At 46.2% G+C, this 25813-nt stretch carries 15 protein-coding genes, 1 other RNA gene and 1 pseudogene; 7 read left to right on the top strand and 10 right to left on the bottom strand.

Annotation, left to right across the window (positions count from 1 at the left end; translation table 11 throughout):
* Positions 1 to 219 precede the first annotated feature (219 nt).
* From KUA46_RS08895 to KUA46_RS08885, 3 genes are all read right to left on the bottom strand, one after another.
* Positions 220 to 1146: a magnesium transporter CorA family protein gene (locus KUA46_RS08895; protein ID WP_022121433.1), complete on the bottom strand. Its 927-nt coding sequence runs from the start codon at positions 1144 to 1146 to the stop codon at positions 220 to 222.
* Positions 1147 to 1464: 318 nt separating this feature from the next.
* Positions 1465 to 2928 (bottom strand): aminoacyl-histidine dipeptidase, encoded by a 1464-nt coding sequence (locus KUA46_RS08890; protein ID WP_218486899.1) that lies wholly within the window; start codon positions 2926 to 2928, stop codon positions 1465 to 1467.
* Positions 2929 to 2997: 69 nt separating this feature from the next.
* A complete protein-coding gene (locus KUA46_RS08885) occupies positions 2998 to 3996 on the bottom strand; it encodes a lysylphosphatidylglycerol synthase transmembrane domain-containing protein (RefSeq protein ID WP_218486900.1) in 999 nt (332 codons plus the stop codon).
* Positions 3997 to 4224: 228 nt separating this feature from the next.
* Here KUA46_RS08885 and rsmA point away from each other — a divergent pair, with 228 nt between their 5' ends.
* Genes rsmA through KUA46_RS08865 form a run of 4 tightly spaced genes read left to right on the top strand, consistent with a single transcriptional unit; the run spans position 4225 to position 7538 of the window.
* Positions 4225 to 5034: a 16S rRNA (adenine(1518)-N(6)/adenine(1519)-N(6))-dimethyltransferase RsmA gene (rsmA, locus tag KUA46_RS08880; RefSeq protein WP_022121436.1), complete on the top strand. Its 810-nt coding sequence runs from the start codon at positions 4225 to 4227 to the stop codon at positions 5032 to 5034.
* Between the two features lie 12 nt (positions 5035 to 5046).
* Positions 5047 to 5607, top strand: a complete 561-nt coding sequence (gene frr, locus KUA46_RS08875) for a ribosome recycling factor (RefSeq protein ID WP_218486901.1) — start codon at positions 5047 to 5049, stop codon at positions 5605 to 5607.
* 34 nt (positions 5608 to 5641) lie between these two features.
* The gene (gene rsgA / locus KUA46_RS08870) at positions 5642 to 6574 is read left to right on the top strand and encodes a ribosome small subunit-dependent GTPase A (protein WP_006847160.1); all 933 of its coding nucleotides are present in this window, start codon (positions 5642 to 5644) and stop codon (positions 6572 to 6574) included.
* Positions 6575 to 6623: 49 nt separating this feature from the next.
* Positions 6624 to 7538 carry a helix-turn-helix domain-containing protein gene (locus KUA46_RS08865; protein ID WP_022121437.1) on the top strand — a complete coding sequence of 305 codons (915 nt, stop codon included), beginning with the start codon at positions 6624 to 6626 and terminating at the stop codon, positions 7536 to 7538.
* A 64-nt stretch (positions 7539 to 7602) separates the two neighbouring features.
* Here the strand turns inward: KUA46_RS08865 and ssrA are convergent.
* Positions 7603 to 8000: a transfer-messenger RNA gene (ssrA, locus tag KUA46_RS08860) on the bottom strand.
* A gap of 159 nt (positions 8001 to 8159) precedes the next feature.
* Here ssrA and KUA46_RS08855 point away from each other — a divergent pair.
* A complete protein-coding gene (locus tag KUA46_RS08855) occupies positions 8160 to 9605 on the top strand; it encodes a PepSY domain-containing protein (RefSeq protein WP_218486902.1) in 1446 nt (481 codons plus the stop codon).
* Positions 9606 to 9739: 134 nt separating this feature from the next.
* Here KUA46_RS08855 and KUA46_RS08850 read toward each other — a convergent pair whose 3' ends face one another.
* The 3 genes and pseudogenes from KUA46_RS08850 to KUA46_RS08840 all read right to left on the bottom strand — a co-directional run bounded on the left by KUA46_RS08850 (position 9740) and on the right by KUA46_RS08840 (position 13316).
* Positions 9740 to 10750, bottom strand: coding sequence for a virulence RhuM family protein (locus KUA46_RS08850; protein ID WP_040552966.1), 1011 nt, complete (start codon positions 10748 to 10750; stop codon positions 9740 to 9742).
* A gap of 4 nt (positions 10751 to 10754) precedes the next feature.
* Positions 10755 to 10964: pseudogene (locus KUA46_RS08845) on the bottom strand (SAM-dependent DNA methyltransferase); the annotation flags it as partial.
* Between the two features lie 516 nt (positions 10965 to 11480).
* Positions 11481 to 13316 carry a VapE domain-containing protein gene (locus tag KUA46_RS08840; RefSeq protein ID WP_256625015.1) on the bottom strand — a complete coding sequence of 612 codons (1836 nt, stop codon included), beginning with the start codon at positions 13314 to 13316 and terminating at the stop codon, positions 11481 to 11483.
* Between the two features lie 976 nt (positions 13317 to 14292).
* Between KUA46_RS08840 and KUA46_RS08835 the strand changes: the two genes are divergently transcribed.
* Complete coding sequence (locus KUA46_RS08835; RefSeq protein ID WP_218486903.1) at positions 14293 to 15396, top strand: PDDEXK nuclease domain-containing protein; 1104 nt, start codon at positions 14293 to 14295, stop codon at positions 15394 to 15396.
* Between the two features lie 135 nt (positions 15397 to 15531).
* Here KUA46_RS08835 and KUA46_RS08830 read toward each other — a convergent pair whose 3' ends face one another.
* From KUA46_RS08830 to KUA46_RS08820, 3 genes are read right to left on the bottom strand one after another with little or no spacing between them, the layout of a single operon-like run.
* Positions 15532 to 18006, bottom strand: coding sequence for a glycoside hydrolase family 127 protein (locus tag KUA46_RS08830; RefSeq protein ID WP_218486904.1), 2475 nt, complete (start codon positions 18004 to 18006; stop codon positions 15532 to 15534).
* Between the two features lie 20 nt (positions 18007 to 18026).
* A complete protein-coding gene (locus tag KUA46_RS08825; RefSeq protein ID WP_218486905.1) occupies positions 18027 to 20471 on the bottom strand; it encodes a family 43 glycosylhydrolase in 2445 nt (814 codons plus the stop codon).
* A 21-nt stretch (positions 20472 to 20492) separates the two neighbouring features.
* A complete protein-coding gene (locus KUA46_RS08820) occupies positions 20493 to 22478 on the bottom strand; it encodes a glycoside hydrolase family 97 protein (protein WP_218486906.1) in 1986 nt (661 codons plus the stop codon).
* A gap of 329 nt (positions 22479 to 22807) precedes the next feature.
* On the opposite strand from KUA46_RS08820, the gene KUA46_RS08815 reads away from it, so the two are divergent.
* On the top strand, positions 22808 to 25654 hold the full coding sequence (locus tag KUA46_RS08815) for a beta-L-arabinofuranosidase domain-containing protein (RefSeq protein ID WP_256625022.1): 2847 nt from the start codon (positions 22808 to 22810) through the stop codon (positions 25652 to 25654).
* Positions 25655 to 25813 lie beyond the last annotated feature (159 nt).

Here is a 25813-nt window from a genome sequence, read left to right as displayed (position 1 = left end):
TATGATTCGAGTTTCTTGGGCCGGTAGTCGCTTATCCGCAATTCGACCCCATACAAAATTATATTATTAATAAGTTGCAAACTTAAAAAAAAAAATCGAATATCTTGCCATGATATTCGATTTTTTAATTTTTTTTGTATTTATAATTGCCTTTTTCTTGCTAATCATCGTTTTATGTGCTCTTTCGGGCTACTTAATGCATATCAGAGTGGTATATGCTTAGAGCAGGCGCTTGTATCTGAGGAAGCCCCATGAAAGTGCAGAAACGAGCACGGAGATAACCAGGGCAATGGCAAATCCGTAATGGCTGTCTTCCATACCGTTGATTAAGTTCATACCGAACAATGAGGAAATCAGCGTAGGCAACATCATGACGATACTGATACTGGTCAAGGTACGCATCGTGGTATTCATGTTGTTGTTGATGATGCTCGAATAGGTATCCATCGTCGACTCCAGAATGTCGGAGTAGATGCTTGTGGTTTCGCGTGCCTGTGTCATCTCGATGTTTACGTCTTCGATGAGGTCGGCATCAAGTTCGTCCACCTGCAGCTTGAACTTCAACTTAGACAGGAGATTCTCGTTGCCTCGGATAGAGGTGATGAAGTAGGTAAGGGAGTCCTGCAGGCGGCTCAGGCCAATCAGGCTCTCATTGTTCACACCATGATCGAGGTTTCGTTTTGCCTTTTCTATGAGCGAATTGATCTGTTTCAATCGCTTCAGATACCAAACCGCTGATGAAAGGAAGAGACGGAAGGTCATGTCTACATAGTCGGTGAACCCCTCGCTGCGCTTCTGCTGGTAGCTTACGAAATCAATCATCATATTGGTTTCATAATAGCATACGGTGATGGTAACATCGCGCTTATGGATAATACCCAGAGGCACGGTGGTGTATGGGGTACGGCTGCGTATTTCCTTGACATAAGGGATACGGAGGATGATGAGCATCCAGCCATCGTCATATTCATAGCGGGCACGCTCATCGGTATCGCTGATATCCGAGAGAAAATAATCAGGGATCTTGAATTCTTCTTCCAGCAAGCGCTGGTCTTCATCAGTTGGACATGTTACTTGTATCCAGCAGTTTGGCTGCCACTCATTGAGTACAGTCAGATTCTTGTCTATATTCCAATAAGTCTTCATAGTTTGCTAATCTCCACATAATAAAAGTTTGGGGTATGGAGACTAGCGCTTGGGTACGGCCTACTGAAAGGCTTCATCGTTGCTGAATCTCCACGCCTTACAATTCATTATTGTTCTCCGCGTGATAATCGTCCATTTTGGTGTTATTTTAATGAAACTTATGCAAGTGAATTTGTATGATCTGCTACAGAGATTTTACAAGACTTGCGAAATCGACTGCAAAGGTAATGATTTCTTTTGAAAACTGGAACAAAAAAGCCGAGAATTTTCACTCTCGGCTTTCTTTTTTAATCTTTTTGTAATTTCGTTCCCCATTTTTTACTTTGCAGGAATCTCTGTCAGGAGCTGCTTGACGAGGTTCCAGAAAGGAGCTACGCAACTGATCTGGCAACGCTCATTGGCTGTGTGAGGACTAAGAAGAGTAGGACCGAATGATACGACATCGAGGTTAGGATACTTACTCAGGATGATAGAGCACTCCAGACCTGCGTGAACAGCCTGTACCTTACCGTCTGTGCCGTTCTGCTCTTTGTAAACCTTCAATACGTGTTCCAGAATGTCGCTCTTAGGGTTAGGGTTCCATCCCATATAGCTGCCGCTGAATTCAACCTTCATGCCTGCCATGTTGAAACAGCTCTCTACCATTGTGGCAAGATACATCTTGTAGTATTCGTGGCTAGAACGGGCCAGAATCTTGATAGCAGCCTTGCCGTCACCAATCTCAACGATTGCGAGGTTTGAAGAGGTCTCTACGATTTCAGGCATAGATGGAGCCATACGCAATACACCATCGTGGCAAGCGTAGATTGCATCTACAAGATTATCCTGAATTTCGGCAGGAACCTGCATCTTTGGAGTCTCTACATTCTCAGCGAAGAACTCGATGTTCTCAGTTGTTTCAATGCCTTCGAACTCATCACAGATTTCGTCCTTCCAGTCTGCTACCAGGTCATTCAAAGCTTCAATGTTCTCCTTAGGCAGGGTCAGAACAACCTCAGCCTGGAATGGGATGGCATTGCGCATGTTGCCGCCCTGCCATGAAGCTAGACGGGCATCGAGTTCTGAAATAGCTTCACGAACGAAACGAACCATGCATTTGTTGGCATTCGCTCTGCCTTCGTTGATTTCGATACCGGAGTGACCGCCCTTCAATCCCTTGAGGGTTACCTTAACGGCAGCATCTTCCTTGTCGGTTTCTACCTCTTTATAATCGAGAGTTGCTGTGATGTCGATACCGCCAGCGCTACCGATAACGAACTCGCCCCAAACCTCGGTATCGAAGTTCAAGAGAATGTCGCCGTTCAGTTCGCCTGTAGGGAGATCGTTGGCACCATACATGCCTGTCTCTTCGTCGGCGGTAATCAAGCCCTCGATAGGACCATGCTGCAAATTTTTTGATTCCATTACCGCCATGATGGTAGCTACGCCAAGTCCGTCGTCGCTACCGAGTGTTGTATGATTAGCACGTACCCAGTCGCCATCGATGATGGTTTCGATAGGGTCTGTTTCAAAATTATGCTTGCTGTCTGGTGCTTTCTGAGGAACCATGTCCATGTGCGCCTGCATAATAACGCCTTTGCGGTTCTCCATACCTGGAGTAGCAGGTTTGCGCATCACGATGTTGCCTGCTGGGTCTTGGAAAGCCTCTACACCTGCTTCTTTTGCCCAATCGAGCAAATAAGCCTGAATCTTTTCCAAATGTCCAGATGGACGTGGAACTTGTGTTAACTTGTCAAAGTTACGCCAGATTTCAACTGGGTTCAAATTCTTAATGTCAGCCATATTATTTTTATTTTAATGTTAAATGTTCAATGTTAAGTTGGACATACGCCCCTAAAGCAAGAGGATTCTTCACTCCTCACTCTTCACTTTCCCGGTAAACGCCAGTGCTATCCAGGCATAGATTCCCAAAAGGACCACAAGCAGGGTTTGCACGGAGTGTACGATGAGAACGAAGAAGAGGGCATCGTTTGCCTGAATGCCATAGAGAATGAGCATTGTCTTGACGGCAAAATGCCAAGGTCCGGCTCCGTTAGGAGTTGGTACGATGACCGCTATGCTGCCCACGATGAATGTCACCAGACCGCACATCAGATTAAGATGGGAGGTTGCCTCGAAGCATTGGAAGGTGAGATAGTAGTGGAAGAAATAGCTCAACCAGATGCCCAGTGTAAGGGCGATGTAGAGCGGTACATTTCTGACACCTTTCAGCGAGATGATACCTTGCCAGAGTCCTCCCAGTGTTGCTTTCACCTTATTATATATAGCGAGTCGCTTGAGCAGATAGTGAGCCAGGATGAGTACTGCTATGCCACAGATAGCTGTCACTATGTAACCTGTGGCTGTAAACTGGCAGAATAAACTGTCCATGCTCGTACCTGTTTTCTCAAAGAAATTGAGGAATACCGGAATCTGCATCACAAAGACCAGCGCCGTAATCATCAGCACGAGGAGTGAATCGATGGCTCTTTCTGTAACGACGGTACCCAAGGCTTTCGGAAACGAAACATCATCCCATTTCTTCAATACGCCGCATCTGGCAAACTCGCCCGCACGAGGAATTACAAGACTCAGAGCATAGGACAGGAAGATGGAGTAGACGCTGATACTGGAGCGGGCCTTCTCGCCTAATGGTTCCAGCGACTGTTTCCATCTCCATCCTCTGAACACCTGGGCAGAGATGCCAAAAGGGAACGACAGCAGCATCCAGGTCCAACTCATCTTGTGAAGCAGAACATCTTCTACTTGCTTGAAGTCGAATCCGCGATACATCCAATAAAGGATGGCGCCACCCAGAATGAGCGACAAAGCCACCTTCCATATGTTGTTTGCTATCTTCTTTATATCCATAATTAGATGCAAAGATAATACTTTTATTGACAATATCGTTCGAATCTGCATATTTTTAGCATAAATAAACGCTTGGGCGCCATTTATGGCTAAAAGTATAGCCTTTTTTTTAAGAAACAAGTGGCTCTTTCCCTTTTTTACCCAAAAAGATAAAAAAAATCGCATACTTCGTGTGGATTCTCAAAAAATAATCGTATTTTTGCAAAATATATAATATAAAGATAAGATATGAAAGCTGTAAAGCCTAAGAAGAATCTCGGTCAGCACTTCTTGACCGACCTCAATATAGCAAAGCGCATCGCCGATACGGTGGATGCCTGCCCGGATATACCTGTTCTCGAAATCGGACCAGGTATGGGCGTTCTTACCCAATATCTCGTAGAGAAACCAAGACCCGTCAAGGCTGTGGAAATCGACTCGGAGTCGGTGGCGTATCTTCATGAGAATTTCCCGACACTCAAGGATAATATTATCGGTGAAGACTTCCTGAGAATGGATTTGAACCAGATATTCGATGGAAAGCAGTTTGTACTGACAGGTAATTATCCATACGATATCTCATCGCAGATATTCTTCAAGATGCTCGATTACAAGGATCTCATTCCTTGCTGTACCGGAATGATCCAGCGCGAGGTGGCATTGCGTATGGCATCAGAACCAGGTAACAAAGCCTATGGTATCCTCAGTGTGCTCATCCAGGCATGGTATGATGTGGAATATCTCTTTACGGTAGATGAGAATGTGTTCAACCCACCACCCAAGGTAAAGAGTGCGGTAATCCGTATGACTCGTAACAAGGTGACTGACCTTGGCTGTGATGAAAAACTGTTTAAGCGTCTGGTTAAGACTGTCTTCAACCAGCGTCGCAAGATGCTCCGTGTAAGCCTCAAGCAGATGTTCCCGGGTGTAACCCCACGCGAGGATTTCTACACCACAGACATTATGACCAAGCGCCCTGAACAGCTCACTATCCAGCAGTTTGTAGAACTCACCAACTATGTGGGCGAAGAATTGAAAAGATTAGAATTAATAAAATAAAAACATATAATTATGATAGACGTTAAAGAAACTTTGAATTCTGCAGCAGAGCGTATGGAGATGGCAGCAATGTATCTCGCAGAGGAACTCTCTCATGTTCGTGCAGGTCGTGCTAATGTAGCCATCCTCGATGGTGTGCGCGTAAATAGTTATGGCAGTATGGTTCCTCTGAACCAGGTAGCTACAGTTACAACCCCTGATGCCCGTACTATCGCTATCCGCCCTTGGGACAAAAAGGCTATCAAGGATATCGAAAAGGCTATTATGGATAGTGGTGTAGGTATCACTCCTGAGAACAATGGCGAAATCGTACGTCTGGGTATTCCTCAGCCAACAGGTGAGCGCCGTAAGGAACTCGTAAAGCAGTGTAATAAGATTGCTGAGCGTGCTAAGATTGAGGTGCGCAACGTGCGCCAGGAAATCAAGGATAAGTTGAAGAAAGCTATCAAGGATGGACTTTCTGAAGACTTGGAGAAGGATGCTGAGAACGATTTGCAGAAGCTCCACGACAAGTACATCAAGCAGCTCGAAAACCTGATGGACGAGAAGGAGAAGGAAATCATGACAGTCTAAATCATTCTGGACTTACATTATTTAATAAGTGATAATGAGAGGACTCGTTATTAAAAATACAGGCAGCTGGTACACCGTCAAGACAGACGATGGCCAGCTGATTGAAAGTAAAATCAAGGGCAATTTCAGATTGAAGGGCATCCGCAGCACCAATCCTGTGGCTGTAGGCGATTATGTGCAGCTTATTACCAATCAGGAGGGTACGGCATTTATCTCTTCTATCGAAGACCGCCAAAACTATATCATTCGTAAATCACCTAACCTCAGTAAGCAGAGTCATATTCTGGCTGCTAATGTAGACCAGGCGCTGCTTGTGGTAACGGTGAATTATCCGCAGACATCTACTACCTTCATCGACCGATTCCTTGCTGGCGCTGAGGCCTACAGAGTGCCTGTTATCATCATCTTCAATAAAAGTGACATACTTTCAGAAGAAGAATTGCATTACGAGAAGATGATGTGTACGCTCTATGAAACCATCGGATATAAATGTATCGAATTGTCGGCAGCTACAGGCGAAGGTGTTGAACTGTTGCGACCTCTTATCAAGGATAAGAAATCTTTGTTGAGCGGCAACAGCGGGGTAGGAAAGTCAACCCTCATCAACCAGCTCATTCCTGATGCAGAGCAGCGTACCGCCGAAATCAGCGAGGCGCATAATAGCGGAATGCATACCACAACCTTCAGTGAGATGCTGGAACTGCCGGAAGGTGGTTATCTCATTGATACTCCGGGCATCAAGGGTTTTGGTACCTTTGATATCGAAAAGGAAGAGCTGACCAGCTATTTTAAGGAAATCTTCAAGTTCTCTCAGGATTGTAAGTTCTCTGACTGTACCCATACCCACGAACCGGGGTGCGCGGTAATCAAGGCGGTTGAGGAACATTATATTGCAGCTAGCCGCTATCAGAGTTATCTCTCTATGTTGGAGGATAAGGACGAAAACAAATACAGAGAGGCTTTTTGATAGGGAAGAGTGAAGAACGAAGAGTGAAGAAATTAAAAAAATCATATTAATGAAAGAACAGAAGGACGTCAGGCAGCGTATCGAAGAAGGTGAGTTCGCACAGAGTGCAGAAATCAGTGCGAGCTATCTGGATGAGGACATCTTGATTATAGATAATGTCAAGGTGTTGCAGAACCCCGATCCTATGAGATTCCAGATGAACATGATTGCATCCTGTCAGAGAGGCAGCCTGAGAGCTGAACTCAACGGGCGGGAATTCACCGTGGAGAAGGGCGATATATTTATCAGTCCGCCTAACTCAATTCTCGACATCAAAGAGGTGTCGGAAGATTTTGCATGCACAGCCATGTGTGTCAGCAATCACGGCTTGCTTGGTATTCTTCGTTCTCATATCTCGGTATGGAACCGTGCCATGTATGTGAGCAAGGTTTCGGTGTTGAAGATGAACGAGGTGGATATGGTATTCTATTCTAAGTTTACCGACTTGGTGCGCCTCTGTCTGGATCCGAAGTTCAACGACCGCAGTTCATGGAAACCTTATCGCCGTGAGATTGTGGAGACGCTCTTGAAGAGTGCTCTCCTTGCCGTGAGCAATCTTTTGCTGACAGATCTCCCGAAAGAAACTTTGGGAACCAGTGCCAGCGATTTCTTTGATAAGTTTCTGGAGATGTTGCAGCAGAGCGAAATCAAGCATCAGCCTGTAGAATATTTTGCGCAGCAGCTTTGCATCACGCCAAAATATCTCTCCATTATCTGCAAGCGCCATTCCGGCAAGACAGCCATCGAGTGGATTACGGAGTATACGCTTGCTGATATCACCTATTATCTCCGTTCTACAACGAAAACAATCAAGGAGATTTCAGGTATACTGGGCTTCTCCAATACCTCATTCTTCGGTAAATATGTAAGAGAGCATCTGCACATGTCACCTCTGAAGTATCGTGAAAGTTTGAGAAAACAATAACAGCAAAATAAAAACTCGCAAATTCTAAAGAAAGAATCTGCGAGTTTTTTGTTTCTGTCAAATAGGGTGGAGCTGGAGGGATTCGAACCCTCGTCCGCACAAGGAAACCATACGCTTTCTACATGCTTATTCCAGCCTTCGGTTTTCGAGGCATGACAGGACCTGGACCACCAATCATACCCTTATCCTCTAAAATTTCATCCATGCAACGAGGCGTACATGAACTATTTCCGATTTACCTGCACCGCTTGATCAACAAGATTCGGAACAACATCCGTTGAGCGATGTCTCGTTCCAGCACCCTGTGCTGGAATAAAGCTAGTTTACTATACTTCGACTAGGCAGCGAGAGCGTAGTTATTTTCGCCAATTAATTTTTTGTTCACTAGGATTTAGGAGGTAGCCAACGAGCCTCCGCATGCTTACGTACCATTTCATCTCGCCGTCAAATCCAGTCAACCCCGAGAATTTTCTGATATTGGGTGCAAAGATAAGGCGAAAATTTGAAATTACCAAATATTTTTAGGGAAAAAACTGCCAGCATCCTCATTTTCATTATTTTTAGGTATTGCATACCTTCTTAGAAATATGTACCTTTGCAGCCTGATTCAAGATAGTAATAATGATTATGAATATGCTAAATAAGAAAATAACTTGGAGAAAACAACATAAATGGTTAGGCATCGGTATGAGTTTTTTCATACTGATGTTCTGCTTGTCGGGTATTCTGCTCAACCACCGTTCGCTTATCAAAGATGTGGACGTGAGCAGGAAATATCTGCCAAGCCGCTATGAATTTAAGAATTGGAATGGCGGGTTGCTGAGGGGAACGCTTGCTTTGGATGATGCCATATTGCTGTATGGAAACGGGGGAATCTGCCAAACGGATTCTACAGTATCCACATTCAGGGACTTTAATAAGGGGATTCCAGCAGGAGCAGACTGCCGACAGATAAGAAATGTTATCAGAACGGATGATGGTTCTGTCTGGTCGGTATCTCCATTTTCACTTTACCGGTTGGGGAGTCACAAAATATGGAAAAGCGTAACTCTTCCGACAGAGCCGGAAGAGAAGTTGAGCGACATTTCTGCTCATGGAGATACGCTTTTGGTTCTCAGCCGCTCCTATGCTTATGTTTCCTTGCCACCTTATCAGAACTTCCAACGGATAGAATTGCCTATGCCAAAGGAGTATGATGGGAAGGTTACAGTCTTTCGTACGATATGGCTGCTTCACAGTGGAGAGTTGTTTGGCAGCATAGGTAAACTCATCGTAGATGGCATTGCCATCATCCTGGTGTTGCTCTGCATCTCAGGTCTTATCTTCTGGTTAAAGCCTAAACAGAAGAGGTTGCTTCGCTTTTCGCTACAATGGCATGACAAAATAGGCCGATATACCATCATGCTTACTTTATTGATAGCCCTGACAGGTTGGTGCCTTCGTCCACCTGTGATGATAGCTTTGGTGTTGAACAAGATGCCGTCTATTCCTGGGACGACGCTTCATAGCAAGAACCCTTGGAATGACAAACTCCGTGTGGTGCGTTATGATGAAAAGTTCGGTGACTGGCTCTTGTCAACTTCGGATGGTTTCTTTTCCGTGAATTTCCAGACAGGAAAGTTGGAGTCCATCTCCAATACTCCACCAGTCAGTGTTATGGGATTGAATGTCCTTCAGCAAAACAAAGATGGTAAATGGTATTGCGGTTCGTTTAGTGGTCTCTTTGTTTGGGATAGAGTAAAGGGGACAACCGTTGATTATTCTACCGGGAAAGCTGCTTTAAAGAACGCTGGCGCACCATTCGGAAAAAAGGCGATAGCAGGTATGAGCCAGGATTTCTCTGATACGCCTGTCATTGCTGAGTATAATGAAGGAACCGACTTTGCGCCACAACCCGCTTATATGAACCAACTGCCCATGTCATTATGGAATGTGGCTCTGGAGGCTCATAGCGGTAGAATCTTCATAGGTAGTATTGCTACATATATATTTATCTTCGTGATGGGAATACTTGCCGTATGGTGCCTTTGGTCTGGATATGTCATTAGACTGGTGAAGAAAAAATAAAAAAAGTTTGAATGCGTTGTTTTAATTGCCATATTGCCATATTGTATGTGCAAATGGTTGATACTCAGCGTAAAAGTACGTATGGCAATTCTCGGAAAAGCGCCGGGAATTGCCATATATTGTTATTGTTGCCTCTACTCATCTCCCAACAATCCTCTTATTTCCTGGTCGAAGTCAGAGTCAATACGTTGGGTCTTATTGAAAATTTCGTATTCTTGTTCCGCTTTCCTCTTGGCTTGTTCCGCAGAAATTTTACCTTTGTCTGGTAAAATTTGGTAGCGTCGGAAAGAGAGGAATTCATTTACGCTTGCCGAGAACTGCTGCATATTAAACGTGTTTTCACGCTCAATAAGATCCTCGATATAGTCGAAGAAACCTGTGACGGCACGTTCTAATTGGCGGATTTCTTTCTCTTGCAGATAGTTCTTGGCGATGCTTACATCCGATTTTAGAACACGACCATCTGGTGCATTTTTCCAAGTGGTAAGTCCCATGTGGTCCTTAGTATGGTCAGCCTTGGAGTATATAATCTCTGCTGCTGTATGTCCAGTGATAGCATAATGGAAGCGGTTTTGAACCATTGCATAGAATTCGCGTGTGGTTGGCGAGTTCTTGTCATAGTCGGTACTACATTCTGCATAAATATCTGTTATTTGCTGCCAGATACGGCGTTCGCTTGCTCGAATAGAGCGTACACGTTCGAGTAACTCACGGAAATAGTCCTTTCCGAACACTGCCGTGCCTTGCTTCAATCGCTCATCGTCCATAGCAAATCCCTTGGTGATATATTCGTTGAGAATCTTTGTTGCCCATTGGCGGAAGCGAGTAGCCTTTAATGAAGAAACACGATAGCCAACCGCAATGATGGCATCGAGGTGATAGAAGTCCACACTATGTGTCTGCGACTTATTGGCCATGGCTCCATGCTGAGTGGTTATTTCCATTTTGGAAACAACCACTTCTTTATCCAATTCCCCTTCCTCAAAAATATTCTTCAAGTGCTTACTGATAGCTGGTACACCAACACCAAATAGCTGTGCCATAGCTTTTTGTGTACACCAAATCGTCTCGTTCTTGATAACCACCTGTACCTTGCCTTCAGAGTCAGGCATACTATACAGTAAAAATTGTATTTCGTTACTCATCTTGTTATTCCTTTTTTGCGTTATCATTAAAGTTGATGCTGTTAAGCTGTCGCATAATCTCATTCTCTAAGCGATGGCTTTCCTCGAATTGCTCTGCCAATGTATTCTTGTAATCAGTCATTCGCTTATTGAATTCCTCTTCCGTGATGTCAACATAGTCTATCTTGATGTCAAAATATTGACCGGCTGAAAGACTGTAACCCTTTTCTTTGAGTCGTCAAAGAATAGCACGGACACATTGGTACCTGTATTGGCAAATACGAAATCTTCCATTCCATCAATTTATTGATTTTAATGCAAATATAATGATTTATTTCGAAAAAGAAGTCATGTTGGTTGATTCTTTAACACGATATAACTAATTGACGATACTATAGATGAGTAAGAATGCACTTCTGTGAATAAAATTACTAAAGGATGACAAAGATCGATATTTGCTCTTTTCGGGCCTATCAGAGAAGCTTTCGGCTCTTTCAAGGCGATTTCTCGAAAGATATTCACCAGCGGAGCCGATTGCTATGTTTCACTCAGAATGACCACACTGGTCATGCTGAATTTAAAATATGCCTCTTTTTAAAGTGGTCTCAGAAAATAAAAAAAGTTTGAATGCGTTGTTTAAATTGCCATATTGCCATATTGTATGTGCAAATGGTTGATACTCAGCGTAAAAGTACGTATGGCAATTCTCGGAAAAGCGCCGGGAATTGCCATATATTGTTATAGTGAGAATTTAATGCTGTTTTTGCCTAATAACCAGATACTCAGTACCTTTCATCGTTCTTTTCCTCTTTAGCCCATCGATGTTCTTTAGGCATCGACCGAACGAAAGAAGGCTTTTTGCTTCCAATGATGCCCCATATTTCGCCTTTAACTCGCTAAAAATGGCGGCGGCAGTCATGAAAGTACCCTCATTTTCGTCTTCTGTTGGCGTAAAACTCTCGCTGAAGCATTGCATGACTGGATCTATTTGCTGGTATCGCCTGTTGTTCTCCATGATGAGAGCCGTCTGTTCTGCATCAAAATAGGTCTTTTCTCCATTCCAGATTGCCTTTTCTGCTTGGGCAAAGAGTTGCTGATAGTTGGGGCGCACACTTACATCAATAGGACCCGTCAGTTCGATACCGATGAATCGGCGGTTGCCGGAAGGATCGGTCAGGATGTCGTCCATATTGCTTGTGGCGATGAAGGAGGCGGTGCGGGGAAACTCCTGTACATGGCCGCCATAGGGGGGCTTGTATTTCACGTTTGGCAACTGGATGAGATTTTTCAGGAATCCCTGTTGTACCTTGGCTGAAATCTGGTTGAATTCATCCAGATTGATGAGTAGGCACTGGCTCATAGCCTGCAACACCTGTCTCTTCTCCGAGAGAATCAGATTATCGGTGTAGCCCCATTGCAGCTGGGGTGGAATCAGACGGCGGCAAAAAGTACTCTTGTTGTAGCCCTGTTTTGAAATGAGCAGGGGAGCCACGCTGTTGCCATACTGTCTGCCGGTGCGGTTGTGCCATTGCTCCACCATGGCTAGAAACCAGGTGTAGAACCAGTCTTCCCAGTGCGGGTTGTTGGTAGGCACGGTACGTGCCAAGGCACGTATATGGTCCTTGCCGTCCCAGTTGTCATAACAGGTGAACAGAAATTCCTCTACGGGATTATAGTTCTTGATGAAATTGGATTCCAGAAAATTTCTAACGTCCTTGATGCTGACGTTGATACCTGCCAGTTGCACTTCTAGTGTCAGACTCTTCTGTACTCTCGGTTCCACGGCTTGAAATCCAATCCATTCCTTGTCCTTCGGTACATATTCGGTATATTTCATCACCATGTTGTATCTCAGGTCATACTTCTCATTCAGATATTTCATCATCTTCTCGATGTTCTCTTTCGAGCCTTTCATGCCTTTTTCTTTCTTGTCAGTCGGGTCGCTTTTAGCCTCAGGTATGGATGGGGTTGGTTCCTGAAGCATCAGTTTCTCGTCTACTTTCAAGGCGACAGCCTGAGGATTATAATAAGGCAGGTTATCGAGCGTAAGGAGAAAATAGCTTCTTATCGAAGGCTTTTGGCTGGCTATCTCGGCATGGATGACAGACTGGTAGATGGGCAGAATGTGTCGGTAGGCACTTTGGTAGAGTCGGTCGGCATGTTCTTCATCTGTAGGCAGTTCACCCTTTTCATCGGTGAATTTCACCAGTATTTCCACGCTTCTGCCATCGGCTCCGGTCACGGCGATGAGGGTGGAGGGGAGGAAGGCAGCTTGTTTCTTCACGAGTTGGACGTCTTCAGGTTTCAGTATGTTCCTGAACGATAGGAGCAAGAGACCGTTGAATGCCTTCATCCTGAGATTCCCGTTTTCATCTTTCAGAAACTCGGCGGCAGGGTATACCCGGTGCCAGGTGGGCATGTCTTTATACCCATCGTAACCGAAATTCATGGAAGGAACCATATCTCTGAATTTCTGGATGGTAAACTTGGAATCATCTTTGAGCATACGCTCCAAAAGGTGTCCGATACTTCTGTTGGTAACGCAAAGCTGGTGTTGCCGGTTGGTTCTGATGACTGTTATTTTCATCTGTCCTGTTATTAAAGTTATTTCTTTTTCGAGTGAGGCTTACGTAATGTTTGAGTAGGGCTTACTTGGAGTTCAAAAGAGGCTCACTTGGATTTCAAAAGAGACTCATTTGGGGGGCAAAAGAGGCTCACTTGGATTTCGGAAAGCATTACTTGCTAAGCCAGGATGTATCTGAAACTGCGTCGCGACGTATCTGTTGCTGCGTCGTGACGCAGTTATTGTTACGTCGCGATGTATCAGATGCTACATCGGGACGTAATTTCTTCCGCATCGATGGCGAAGTTACGAAAAAAGATTGAAATCCCCAAGCATTGAACCGAAAAAATGCTTTTTTGCTCAATACTTTCTGTGTTTTTCTCAAAAAAATACGCTAAAATCTCCTGAATAGCTTAAAATGAGCTATTTATGAATCTTTTACCTCGGTAGAGGTAATGATTGGGCAACAGTCCCAATTTCTGCAATATGCATACGTTTGCTGTCAAACAACTCTTCTCTGCTGCAAAGAGAGAATAACTACACGAAATAACAATCGCTATATTGGGATAATTTACATAAAATAGTTTAATTTATAATGATTATCGCAAAAATTAATGTATATTTGCAGCTAAATTCAGTGAATTTATGAAACAAAACAAGATAAGATAAAAGATATCTTAGCAAGTATGTTGTAGAACTTCCGATAATAAAATATTATTTGAATATGGGCATAAGCAAAGAATTAACAGAAGAGGATGTCAAGTTCCGCTATATCAACGAGAAGCCATCACAGGCAAGGGATGGTCAAAGGATAGTGTCAATGCATTGCTAAAGGACGATACAGCGTATCTTGGGAATAGATGTGAAGGTAGATGAATTGTAAAATGTGGGACGCTGTCCCACAAATTCAGATTGATATAAAAAGGTGAGACATTGTCTCACTTATTTGAAATAGAAATTTTGGGGACGTGTCCCCAAAATCTGATAATAATACAGAATTATGGCAAACGAAATAACAAAGATTTCGGATAATATTGAAGATTTACTTGATAAGGTGTCTGGTCTAATAGAACAGGCAAGGACTTACGTGAAGACTTCGGTCAATACTGCTGAGGTCTATACCAAGTATTATATAGGCAAGTATATAGTGGAGTATGAACAGGAAGGGAATGTTCGAGCGCAATATGGAAAGCAAGTCTTGCAAGAATTGTCAAAGAGTTTGACTGTTCGTTTTGGGGCAGGTTGGTCATATCCAAATCTCCGCAATATTAGGCAATTCTATATTGTATATGCAAAAAGGTCAACCACTGGTTTCCCTTTTGAAAACAAAAATGCTAACCAGTGGTTAGCAAATTCAAAAGATAGTGATAATCAGACGTTTAAACTTTCTTGGAGTCATTATTTGATTCTGATGCGAGTGGAAAATCCAGACGCTCGTTCTTTCTATGAGATAGAGTGCGTCCAACAGCAATGGTCAAAAAGACAGCTGAGTCGTCAAGTAGGCAGTTGCCTCTATGAGCGATTGGTTTTGAGCCGTGACAAGGATGAGGTGATGCGTTTAGCAAAGGAAGGTCAAACTGTAGAGAAACCTTCTGATGTTATCAAAAGTCCTTTGACCTTGGAGTTCTTGGGCTTGAAGCCAGATGCCGCTTACTCTGAGTCGAAGTTGGAGAATGCCATTATCAGCAAGATGCAACAGTTCCTACTCGAATTAGGCAAAGGCTTCCTCTTCGAGGCACGCCAGAAGCGTTTCACCTTTGATGAAGACAATTATTATGTAGATTTGGTCTTCTATAATAGATTGTTGCAATGCTATGTCCTTATTGATTTGAAAACAGATAAGCTTTCTCATCAAGACCTTGGACAGATGCAGATGTATGTCAACTATTATGACCGCTATGTGAAGCAAGACTTCGAGAAACCAACCATCGGCATTTTGCTTTGTGAGAGTAAGAACGATGCACTTGTAGAGTTAACATTGCCAAAAGACTCTCATGTATATGCTTCTGCGTATCAATTGTATTTGCCAGACAAGGCTTTACTGCAAGCCAAGGTGAAGGAATGGATTGCAGAGTTTGAGAGTAACTCAAAAGGTTTTGAGTAATTGGCAATATATGGCAGATAATCCCTAAAGAAAAAAGAATTGCCATACCCATAACAGCTTTGTAATCAGAGAGATTACTGGCTGGTATGGCAATATGGCAATTCTTGGAAGGAAAATATTCAAAAATATGTCTTGTTACTTCACGCTCCACTCAAACAAACCGCAAGAGTGGGTTTCTGGCTGCTTCAACTCGAGTTTCACAGCCTTGGTCTTCACTGGGTCGAAATTCACGATGCAGGCTACACCACGCTTGCATGGATAAGCATCGGCTCCAGGAACTTCCTTCCAGTTACCAGCCTCGTCCTGATAGTAGAGCTTCCAGCTGTCTGGCACCTTGCAACCGCCCCAAGGCTGGTCGTCGTACCAATATACGGTGCTGGTCTTGATCTCCTTGCTCTCAGGGAAGGTGTAGGTAATCCACTCTGTGGTGTTCTTCTTTGGCCACCAGTGGATGTATGGGATAGAACGGTCGTTCTCATCGGCAGGAACCAGTCCGTCGGTGATACTGCTCTTGGCTGGCACAGGAGAAGAGAATTCTACCTTAGCCTGAGCTGCGAGAGTTGCAGGAGCTGATGGCTTGGCAGCCTTGACATCCTGTGGTAACCATACCTTCATGTTGCCGTTACCACGATGAGCCCAGGCGAAGTATGGGATGAGGGTCAGGGTCTGGTCCTTGGTGCTCAGCTTGCCACTCTTGTCGTAGGCGAGAGTCTGCACGTTCTCAGTCAAGGTCTCCATGTTCTGACCCTTGTAGAGTGTCAGTACATTCTTATATTTAGGGTCGATGAAGCCATCGTACGAGAGCTTGCCCTCAGCGAACTGAGGTTCGCGGTTCTCCAGGATGCTCATGATATCGAAGCCCTGGTTGTCTGGCCACTCTGCACAATATACGATAGGACCACGCTCGATGCTGATGCAGCCACGGTCGGCCTCTACCTTGTTGTTGGCACGTACGGTGCGTGCCTCCATATCGAAGTGAACGCGAACCACATCGCCCTTCTTCCACTTGCGGTTGATGGTATAATAGCCATCCTCTGTTACCTTAGCCTCTACCTTCTTTCCGTTTACGGTGATGGTATAGCCCAGACGCTTGCCGTCGCTGTAGTAGTAAAGGTCAGATGGAACAGGCTGACCCTTTACCCAGCCCGGGATGCGGATCTTCATACCGAACTGACCTGCCTTGTTGTCATCCACCTTGATGGCGATATCTCCGTTCCAAGGGTACTGTGTATCCTGGCTCAGGGAAACCTTCTTGCCGGCTACTTTCAGAGAAGAAGAGTTGCTGAGGAAGAGGTTGACATATACATTCTTATCCTTTACTGCATATACATAGCCCGGGAGGGATGGCAGGAAGCGGCAGATGTTGCTAGGGCAGCAGGCACAGCCGAACCAAGCCTGACGCTGGTGCTGACCCATACTCTCCAATGGGTTAGGGTAGAAGAAGCCGCCGCCGTCCATACTCACACCACTGATGAGACCATTGTAGAGGGTGCGCTCCAATACATCGTAATACTTACTCTCGCCATGGAGGAGGAAGAGACGGTAGTTGACATAAACATTGCCGATAGCTGCGCAGGTTTCGCAGTAGGCACTCATGTTAGGCAACTCGTAGTTCTTTCCGAAAGCCTCGCCGTTGTTGGTGGCTCCTATACCTCCGGTGATGTAGAGTTTCTTGCTTACGATGTTGTCCCAGATGCGGTCGATGGCGTGGATATAGGCAGTATCACCGGTGAGGGCTGCTACATCTGCCATACCTGCATACATATAGGTAGCACGTACGGCATGACCTACAGCCTCGTCCTGCTCCAAAACCGGTTTGTGGCTCTGAGAATATTCCTGTTTGATAGATGTCTTGCCACGATAGTCGAGGAAGAACTTAGCCTCTTCGAGATATTTCTTGTTGCCTGTAGCGAGATAGAGTTTGCAGAGTGCCATTTCGGCAATCTGATGTCCCGGTACCACACAAGCCTGTCCTGGGTTAGGACCAACCTCGCGAACCACACAGTCGGCATAGCGTATAGCGATGTCGAGGAACTTGCGGCTGCCTGTAGCCTGCCAGTGAGCCACGGCACCCTCAACCATGTGTCCAAGGTTGTAAAGCTCATGGCTCAAGTCCTCCTCCATGCTCCAGCGCTTGTCGCCAGCCCAGAAATGAGGATGTTTCGGGTTCTGTGTACGGGCGGTATAGAGGTAACCGTCAGCCTCCTGGGCAGGAGCAATGATGTCGAGCACGCTGTCGATATATGCCTTGAGTTTCTTGTCAGGGTAGGTCTGGAGTACGTAGCTGGCACCCTCGATGGTCTTGTATGGGTCGGTATCGTCGAAACTGTAGGGCATCAGTTTGCCTACATCATAGGTGTCGCTTGGATGAGCGGCGCGCTCAAAGTTCTTGTATCTTCCCTCTGATTCGCACTTGCTGAACGCCAGCGGGATGGTTACCTTGCGAGAGGTTTCGATACGCTGTCCCCAGAACGTATTGTTCCAAACCTTTACTGATGTGAAAGGCACCGGAGTGATTGGATAACCACCCGAGCTCTTGTTCACCTTCTGTGCCGAAGCAGGCATCAATGCCAATGCTGCCAAGGCTGATGTCATCAAAATTTTCTTCATGTATTGCTAGTTTATTTTGTTTATTTTTTGTAAGGGATGTATTCATCCCAGAGTTTCAATGAGTGCAGGTAGCCTGAGAAAGGCCATGCCTCTTCGGCGTTCTTGCCCAGAAGCATAAACTGCGATGGCTTGACGAGGAGCTGGATATCCTTCTGACTGACGAGTTTGTCGTTGATGTAGATGCTCTCGATTCTGCCATCGAAGCAGACATATACGTGCTGCCACTTGCCTTCCAGGGTCTTCATCTCCTTGTAGCCGGCATCCTCGTACCATCCGTAGTGGTTCATCACACCGCAGCGTGGTTCGGTGCCGTTTACCAGCATCAGCTTTTCCAGTTCATCGTGAGAAGAGGTGAAATCGGCTACGCATTCATTCTCGGCAATCTCCGGATTCAGAATCCATGCCTCGATGGTGTATGGAGCGTTGTCGCGGATAGTGGCAGGGAGCATGAAGTTGCTTCTGTAACTCTCCTTGCCGGTAAAGGCGAATGCCTTCTTGCCCTCTATGGTCTTGATGATGGCTGCTGTATCGTGCTGTGTCTCGAACTCGCCCTTGAGATGAACATCCAGTGGACTGCCGTTCTTGATGTAAGGCACAGTATCGCCCTCGTTGTAGTAATCGGCGCTGATATCTACCACCAGTCCCTGACTGTTCTTATCGGCTACAGCCTCACGCACGATGTTGCTCTGGGCATCGAAAGCCTTTTCTGCCACCTCCTGTTCCCAGTTATAATAACGGAGATTGGTGAGGGTTAATTGTTTTTCGCCTGTACTAATTACCAGTTTTCCTTCAGAAAGATTCAGTCGAGGATCGTTTTCATCTATCTGATGCCAGCTTCCGTTGTCGAAAGCTTGGGCGGTGAGGGTATGCTTGCGTGTCTTGCCGAGCTGCGGATGAGTCATCACCAGCTGGGTGCCCGGTTGCAGGGTGATGGCATCTTTGCCAGCCATGCGCTCTCTGAGGGCGGTGCCCTGAAGAAGCGAAAACTTGCCGGCAAGCATTCCCTCGTTGTTATGCCAGGTTGTGCCATCGAAGTCGGCTGCTGTCAGACCGAGCCACTGCTGTGGGGCTGAATCTTCTACGGAACCGTAAACCTTGATGTTCCAGATGGCGCCACCGAAACCGTTCTTCTGTCCGCCGGTATAGGTGAGGCGGATGTACTGTGCCTTGACATTTCCGAAATCTACCATCGGTGAACCAGCCAAACGGTTCTGTCGCTTGTCGGAGAAGGTCTGCCAGTGCTTGCCGTCATTCGATGTCTCGATGAGATACTGATAGAACTGGGTTCCGTATTCAAACTGAGTCCAGATGCTCTTGATGCTCTGCTTTTTGCCCAGGTCAATCTGGATCCAGGCTGGTCCGGTGGTGCGAGGGCGCCAGAGTGTTCCGTTGTTGTCATCTACCGCATATTCCGGACGGAAATCGTTATCGTAATAGGAAGAGGCGGTAACCTTGGCACCGAAGGCTAGGTTCTTAGCCACCTTCATCTCCGGTTTCAGATCGAGACCTTCGTGGGTTGGGATAACCTCCTTGATGGTACCGTCGGCATTGAATTCGAGTTTATCGATAGCCACCTGACGATGGAATCCACGGTTGGAGTGCGGATTGTCGTGGCGATGATATACGATGTAGTAGTTGTCGCCTTCCTGGAGCACGCTGTTGTGTCCCGGACCATGAACGGTTCCGTCGGCATTGGTCTTGAGGATAGTGCCATGGTAGGTATAAGGACCGAGCGGACTCTTGGCTGTGGCGTAATCTACGCGGTAGCTGGCATCCTCGCAATGCTCGCAGGAGTAGAGGAAGTAGTAGATGCCGTTGCGCTTGAAGACGAAAGGAGCTTCGAAGAAGTGAGTAACCTCAGTGTTCGGGATGAGCTTGGTTTCGCTGAACGACTTCATATCAGGATTCAGCTTACCTGCTCCGCAACCGAAGCCCTTGTAGATGCCCCAGGTTCCCCAATACATATAGACCGAACCGTCATCATCGCGGAAGGTCTGACCATCCAGGGTGATGGCATTCTTTACGAATCTATCCGGTACGAGCACGGCTTCGCTCTCGCCCAGCACATTCTTCCAAGGACCGCGAGGTGTATCGCCCACACCCAGATGGAGCTTGCAAGGCTGGCAGTAGAGATAGTAATACTTGCCGTCGGCTTCGTTCTTCATCACGTCGGGAGCCCATATCCAGTGGCTGTCTGGCCAGTTCATCGGCATCAGGGTCCAGTTCTTGAAATCCTTGCTGCACCAGAGCTGTGCCGGTCCGAAACCGGCTCCGCTACCGTCAGTAGTAGCATATATATAATAGGTATCACCAAACTTCTTGATGGTTGGGTCGGCAAAATAACCAGGCAGGATAGGGTTGCCTGCTCCCGGAGTGTTGTAGGCAGCTTTCTGGGCAGCACCTGTCTCAGGCGCTGCCGCAGCTGTAGTTACTAACAATGTTACAATTATATTTTTACTAACCATATGAACATCTTTTCTAAATATTTATTTCTTAATAAGTTTAATGACGAATCCACCGCCTGAAGCAAGATGGATCTTCAATTCTGATTTCTGATTGATGACGGATTTCTCTATCTTGTAATCCTCGGCATCATGGTTGGCATTGATACCGTCTTTCAATACGATAGCCTCGTAATCGCCATCTGTGAGGAAGTCAAACTTCAGGGTGAGCGTGCGCTCATCCCAGTTACTCTGACCGCCTATATACCAGTTGTTGCCCTTCTTTCGGGCAGTAACGATATACTTTCCGATTTCTCCCTGTGGCACGATGGTCTTGTCGAAGACTACTGGCAATGAAGCGATATATCGGGTGTATGGCTCATCCGCCTCGTAGTTGGTAGGAGTGTCGGCGAGCATTGTAAACGGACTGTCCTGTACGATGTAGCAGGCTGCCTGGTGGCATCGGGTACCCATCGAAATCGGTTTGGTATAGATAGCCTTCCAGTTGTCTCGGGTTCCGTTTCTCATCGCTCCCGGTGTGAAATCCACCTGTCCTGCCATCATTCTGATGTATGGGAAGGTGACATCATAGAGCGGCATATCATTCTTGGCTTCCGTCCAGCGGCACTCTTCCATACCAAAAACACTCTCGTAGTTGAGGATGTTGGGGTAGGTGCGGTTCAAACCGTGTGGCTTGTAGATGCCGTGCAGGTCGAGGATGAGATGATGCTTGGCTGTGCAGGCAGCCAGGCGTTCCACCATTTCGATGGCAGTCTGGTCGTCGCGGTCCATAAAATCCACCTTGAATCCCTTGATGCCCATATCAGCATAGGTCTTGCAGATGGTTTCCAGGTTCTCGTCCATCACGTTGAATACTGCCCAAAGCACGATATCCACGCCCTTGCTCTTACCATATTCTATGAGTTTAGGCAACTGGATATCGTCTATTGGTTTCAGAATGCTTCCCTCTTTCGAGTTGTACCATCCTTCATCAAGGATGATGTATTCCAAGCCGTGATTATGAGCAAAATCTATGTAATATTTGTAAGTATCGAAATTGATGCCTGCCTTGAAATCTACACCTTTCAGATTCCAGTCGTTCCACCAGTCCCAAGCCACCTTACCCGGTTTGATCCAGGAAGTATCGCCTATCTTGTTGGGAGCAGCCAGGGCGTACACCAGATTGTTGGTTGGCATCTGGGTATCGTGCTCTGTGATGGCGAAGATGCGCCAAGGATAATTGCGTTTGCCGTTGCTGGTTGCGATGTAATCGCAGGTGCTCTTTACGTGGCTCATGTGTCGCCAAGGGTAGTAAGCCATCTCCTTAGGGTAGGGAGCAAAGGCGGCTCTCAGGATTCCCTTCTCTTTATCTTGTTCGTTGCTGTTAGCCTTCAGCCACATGCCCGGATACTTCTCCAGGTCGCTCTCCAGGATAGTGACTTTCGCCTTTCCGCAATCTATGGTTGCCGGGAGAAAAGCCAAATCCTGCTTAGCGGTATCGAGCCGTGTTTCGTGATAGATATTCTGGAAAGCCATGGCAAAAGGCTTTTCTGGAGTCGTAGTGTATGGCAACCATGCCTTCTTGTCCTTGCCAAACTGGTAGGCGGCGGTTTCATTCAGGATGATGGTCTTGCCTTTTCGCTGGGTATAGAACCGGTAAGCCACTCCCTCATCGTAAGCTCTCAGGATGATGCCGAAACCATTCTTCAGTTTCAGATTCAGTTCCTGATAAGCTGTTTCAAAGTTTTGCTGACGATAGAATGGCGCATGGATGGTTTCCTTATGGTTGCTAAGCTTGTGGCTTGCTACCTTCGGATTCTTACCCATGTCCATTCCATCGTTCAGCGTTACACCTATTAAAGACTCCTGTAAAAGAATGGAGCCATTGTATTTAAATTGAAGAGAGAGAGACTTGTTGGTGTTGAGTTCTGCTACGATTTTACCATCTGGTGATTTCACCAGATAGTTCTCTGCCGATACTGTTGCCCCTATATATAATAAGGTGGCGATGAAAAAGAGTTTCTTAACCATAACTTTCTAGGTTTATTGTTGTTTTGTCTGTTTTGTTGTTCGCTTGGTGGCAATGCCTGTATTACCGGATTACCACAAGTTTTTATTTCTGCTGCAAATTTACGAATAGAATTGTTTATGTAATGCAAAGAAAGTCCAAAATGATGAAAATATCGTATCAAAAGCCCCCTGTTAGACGATAGTTGCATCTTTATGTACGATAATTTTAGGACTTCGTTGATTTTTTCTGTTATTTTGCAGCCAGAAAAATAAACGAAACAATAATAAACCTAGAAGATATGGATTTAAAGCAGTTCACATTATTAATAGGAGTAGCTTGTTTGCCTGGAATGACAACAGCAGCCACGGTTTATCGCACTATCTCAAAGGTGGAGGCAATATCAGTGGATTGTCCGGTGGGCACAGCTCCCCGACTTCCTAATCTCGTATGGGTAACCTATTCTGATGGTTATTCAGAGTATCGACAGGTACGCTGGGCTAACGCTCCGCTTGCTGATGAGCAGGCTGAGGCTGATGCGCACAAACATCCTGCCGGGAGCCAATATGAGATAGGTGGTTTTGTGATTGGTGATGAGACTACCGACAATGGTTATCCTGTCAAGGCACAAATCAAAGTGGTGGCTGAAGGCTATCAGACTCCAGAAAAGGAAGTGGCTCATACCTTCTCACTCGCTGATGTGAGCATAGATGGTGACAACCGACTCACCCACAACCGTGATGAGGCTATCCGTGAGATCTGTTCCTGGGATGTTACCCAACAACTCTACAACTATCGCGATACCTACGGACTCAGTACCGAAGGGTATACCAAGAGTGATGGCTGGGATTCGCCAGACACCAAGCTCAAGGGTCATGGATCTGGTCACTATATGTCGGCAATTGCACAGGCATACGCCGTGGCAACCAATCCTGAACAGAAGGCAATCCTCCGCAAGAACATCACCCGTATGGTGAATGAGTTGCGAGAGTGTCAGGAGAAGACCTTCGTATATAATAAGGATCTGAAGCGCAACTGGGAGGCTCGTGATTTCGCTCCTGAGGCTGAACTCAGAGAGATGAAGGGCACCTGGGATGCTTTTGATGAGTATAAGAAGCACCCTGAACTTTATGGCTACGGCTATATCAACGCCATTCCAGCTCAGCATTGTGCTCTGATTGAAATGTATCGTGCTTACAACAACTCCGATTGGGTTTGGGCTCCTTATTACAGCGTACACAAGCAACTTGCCGGTCTGATAGACATCGCAACCTATTTTGATGATAAGGAAATCTGCGACAAGGCTCTCCTCATCGCCAAGGATATGGGACTTTGGGTATGGAACCGTATGCACTACCGCACTTACGTAAAGCAGGACGGCACCCAGGATGAGCGTAGAGCCAAGCCGGGCAACCGCTACGAGATGTGGGACATGTACATCGCCGGTGAGGTGGGAGGTATGAGCGAATCGCTCTCCCGACTTTCCGAGATGGTTTCCAATCCGGATGAAAAGGCAAAGCTCCTCGAGGCTGCCAATTGTTTCGACGCACCTAAGTTCTATGATCCGCTGAGCAAGAACATCGATGATATCCGCACCCGCCATGCCAACCAGCATATTCCGATGATTATCGGAGCGCTGCGCAGTTACAAAAGCAATCAGAAGCCATACTATTACAATCTGGCTGAGAACTTCTGGAGACTGGTGCAGGGGAGATACATGTATGCGATGGGTGGTGTAGGAAATGGAGAGATGTTCCGCCAGCCATATACCCAGATTCTGAGTATGGCAACCAATGGACTGCAGGAAGGCGAATCGGAGGCTTATCCGGATATCAACGAAACCTGCTGCGCGTATAACCTCGTCAAGTTGAGCAAGGATTTGAACTGTTATAACCCTGATAATGCGCAGTATCTCGACTATATCGAGCGCACGCTGTACAATCAGATTATCGGTTCCCTCAATCCAGACCAGTATCAGACCTGCTATCAGTATGCGGTAGGATTGAATGCCACCAAGCCGTTCGGCAACGAGACTCCTCAGAGCACCTGCTGTGGCGGTACAGGTTCTGAAAACCATACCAAGTACCAGCAGTCGGCTTATTTTGCCAACGATCATACCCTCTGGGTAGGTCTCTATATGCCAACCACCCTCCACTGGAAGGAGAAGGGCGTGACCATCAAGCAGGATTGCCTATGGCCGGCACAGCATTCAGCCATCAAGATTACGGAAGGCGAGGGCGATTTCACCCTGAAACTCCGTGTACCATACTGGGCTACTCAAGGTTTCTCCATCAAGGTGAACGGCAAGGAAGTGGCAAAGAGCTATCAGCCTAGCACCTATGTAGAACTGGAGCAGAAGCACTGGAAGGTGGGAGATGTCGTAGAACTCGACATGCCGTTCAGCAAGCATATCGAATATGGTGCCGACAAGCTTTCGAGCGATGTGGCAAGTCTGGACGGTACTCCGCTGAAGACATCCTGGGTAGGAACCCTGATGTACGGACCATTGGTGATGGCGGGCACAGGCGCACAGACCTGGAATCAGGCTACGCTGAACATCGACTCCCGATTGAGTAATATTACCGTGGGCGAATCGAACGGCGTGACAACAGGTGCAGGAGCCAATCTCCTTACCCTGAAGCTGGATGGCAAGGAATTCCAACCCGATTATTACCGCAACGCCAACAGTACCCACTACTACCGCATCAACCTGACCGATGCCAAGAGCAAGAAGAGCAAGAAGGTGAAGATAGATTTCACCGAACTGAATTCTCTCCTGAATCTTGCCGCAGAGCGTAAGTCAGACCAGGAGAAGTGGAATGCCCTCTCGCAGAAGGTTCCGGAGTATGCTCCATGGGCACCATTCGGCTATGAGCGCATGCAGAAGGTGATGGCTCAGGCACAGGAACTGGTGGAAAAGGGTAAGAAGAAGGTAACCCAGGATGAACTGGAAGGTACTACTGCCATCCTGAACCGTGCCATCAACACGATGCGCCCTGGCAATCTTGCAGAGATGGAAGATCTCAGAGAACTCTCCGGTCTGCTTCGCCGTGCCGGTTGGCCGGATGAAAATACCAGCGCAGAACTAAAGGATGCCATCAGTTATGGCAGAATGGTTCAGAAATACGTGACCGACGGAAGTGGAACTCACGACATGATTCATGCCGCTGTGGGAAAACTGAAGAAGGCGATGAAATAATAAATAATAAGCCGTTACAGGCAATTTCTGAATAGAAATATAGGCTAAAAGACGAAAATATCGTCTAAAATACCAAAATTAGACGATATTTTCACTCTTTTGGACGATTTTGTGGCATGATATGATAAATATTATGTTACTTTGCAATCGAAATTTTTA

Source organism: Segatella copri (assembly GCF_019249765.2).
In the GTDB taxonomy this organism is placed as follows: Bacteria; Bacteroidota; Bacteroidia; order Bacteroidales; family Bacteroidaceae; genus Prevotella; species Prevotella copri_K.
Note: the sequence above shows the minus strand (reverse complement) of the source record. Positions and strands in the feature narration are given on the sequence as shown.

Bases quoted from the DNA above. Each gene is read 5' to 3' on its own strand.
- KUA46_RS08895 (WP_022121433.1), bottom strand. From the start codon at position 1,146: ATGAAGACTTATTGGAATATAGACAAGAATCTGACTGTACTCAATGAG.
- KUA46_RS08890 (WP_218486899.1), bottom strand. From the start codon at position 2,928: ATGGCTGACATTAAGAATTTGAACCCAGTTGAAATCTGGCGTAACTTT.
- KUA46_RS08885 (WP_218486900.1), bottom strand. From the start codon at position 3,996: ATGGATATAAAGAAGATAGCAAACAACATATGGAAGGTGGCTTTGTCG.
- rsmA (WP_022121436.1), top strand. From the start codon at position 4,225: ATGAAAGCTGTAAAGCCTAAGAAGAATCTCGGTCAGCACTTCTTGACC.
- frr (WP_218486901.1), top strand. From the start codon at position 5,047: ATGATAGACGTTAAAGAAACTTTGAATTCTGCAGCAGAGCGTATGGAG.
- rsgA (WP_006847160.1), top strand. From the start codon at position 5,642: ATGAGAGGACTCGTTATTAAAAATACAGGCAGCTGGTACACCGTCAAG.
- KUA46_RS08865 (WP_022121437.1), top strand. From the start codon at position 6,624: ATGAAAGAACAGAAGGACGTCAGGCAGCGTATCGAAGAAGGTGAGTTC.
- KUA46_RS08855 (WP_218486902.1), top strand. From the start codon at position 8,160: ATGATTATGAATATGCTAAATAAGAAAATAACTTGGAGAAAACAACAT.
- KUA46_RS08850 (WP_040552966.1), bottom strand. From the start codon at position 10,750: ATGAGTAACGAAATACAATTTTTACTGTATAGTATGCCTGACTCTGAA.
- KUA46_RS08840 (WP_256625015.1), bottom strand. From the start codon at position 13,316: ATGAAAATAACAGTCATCAGAACCAACCGGCAACACCAGCTTTGCGTT.
- KUA46_RS08835 (WP_218486903.1), top strand. From the start codon at position 14,293: ATGGCAAACGAAATAACAAAGATTTCGGATAATATTGAAGATTTACTT.
- KUA46_RS08830 (WP_218486904.1), bottom strand. From the start codon at position 18,006: ATGAAGAAAATTTTGATGACATCAGCCTTGGCAGCATTGGCATTGATG.
- KUA46_RS08825 (WP_218486905.1), bottom strand. From the start codon at position 20,471: ATGGTTAGTAAAAATATAATTGTAACATTGTTAGTAACTACAGCTGCG.
- KUA46_RS08820 (WP_218486906.1), bottom strand. From the start codon at position 22,478: ATGGTTAAGAAACTCTTTTTCATCGCCACCTTATTATATATAGGGGCA.
- KUA46_RS08815 (WP_256625022.1), top strand. From the start codon at position 22,808: ATGACAACAGCAGCCACGGTTTATCGCACTATCTCAAAGGTGGAGGCA.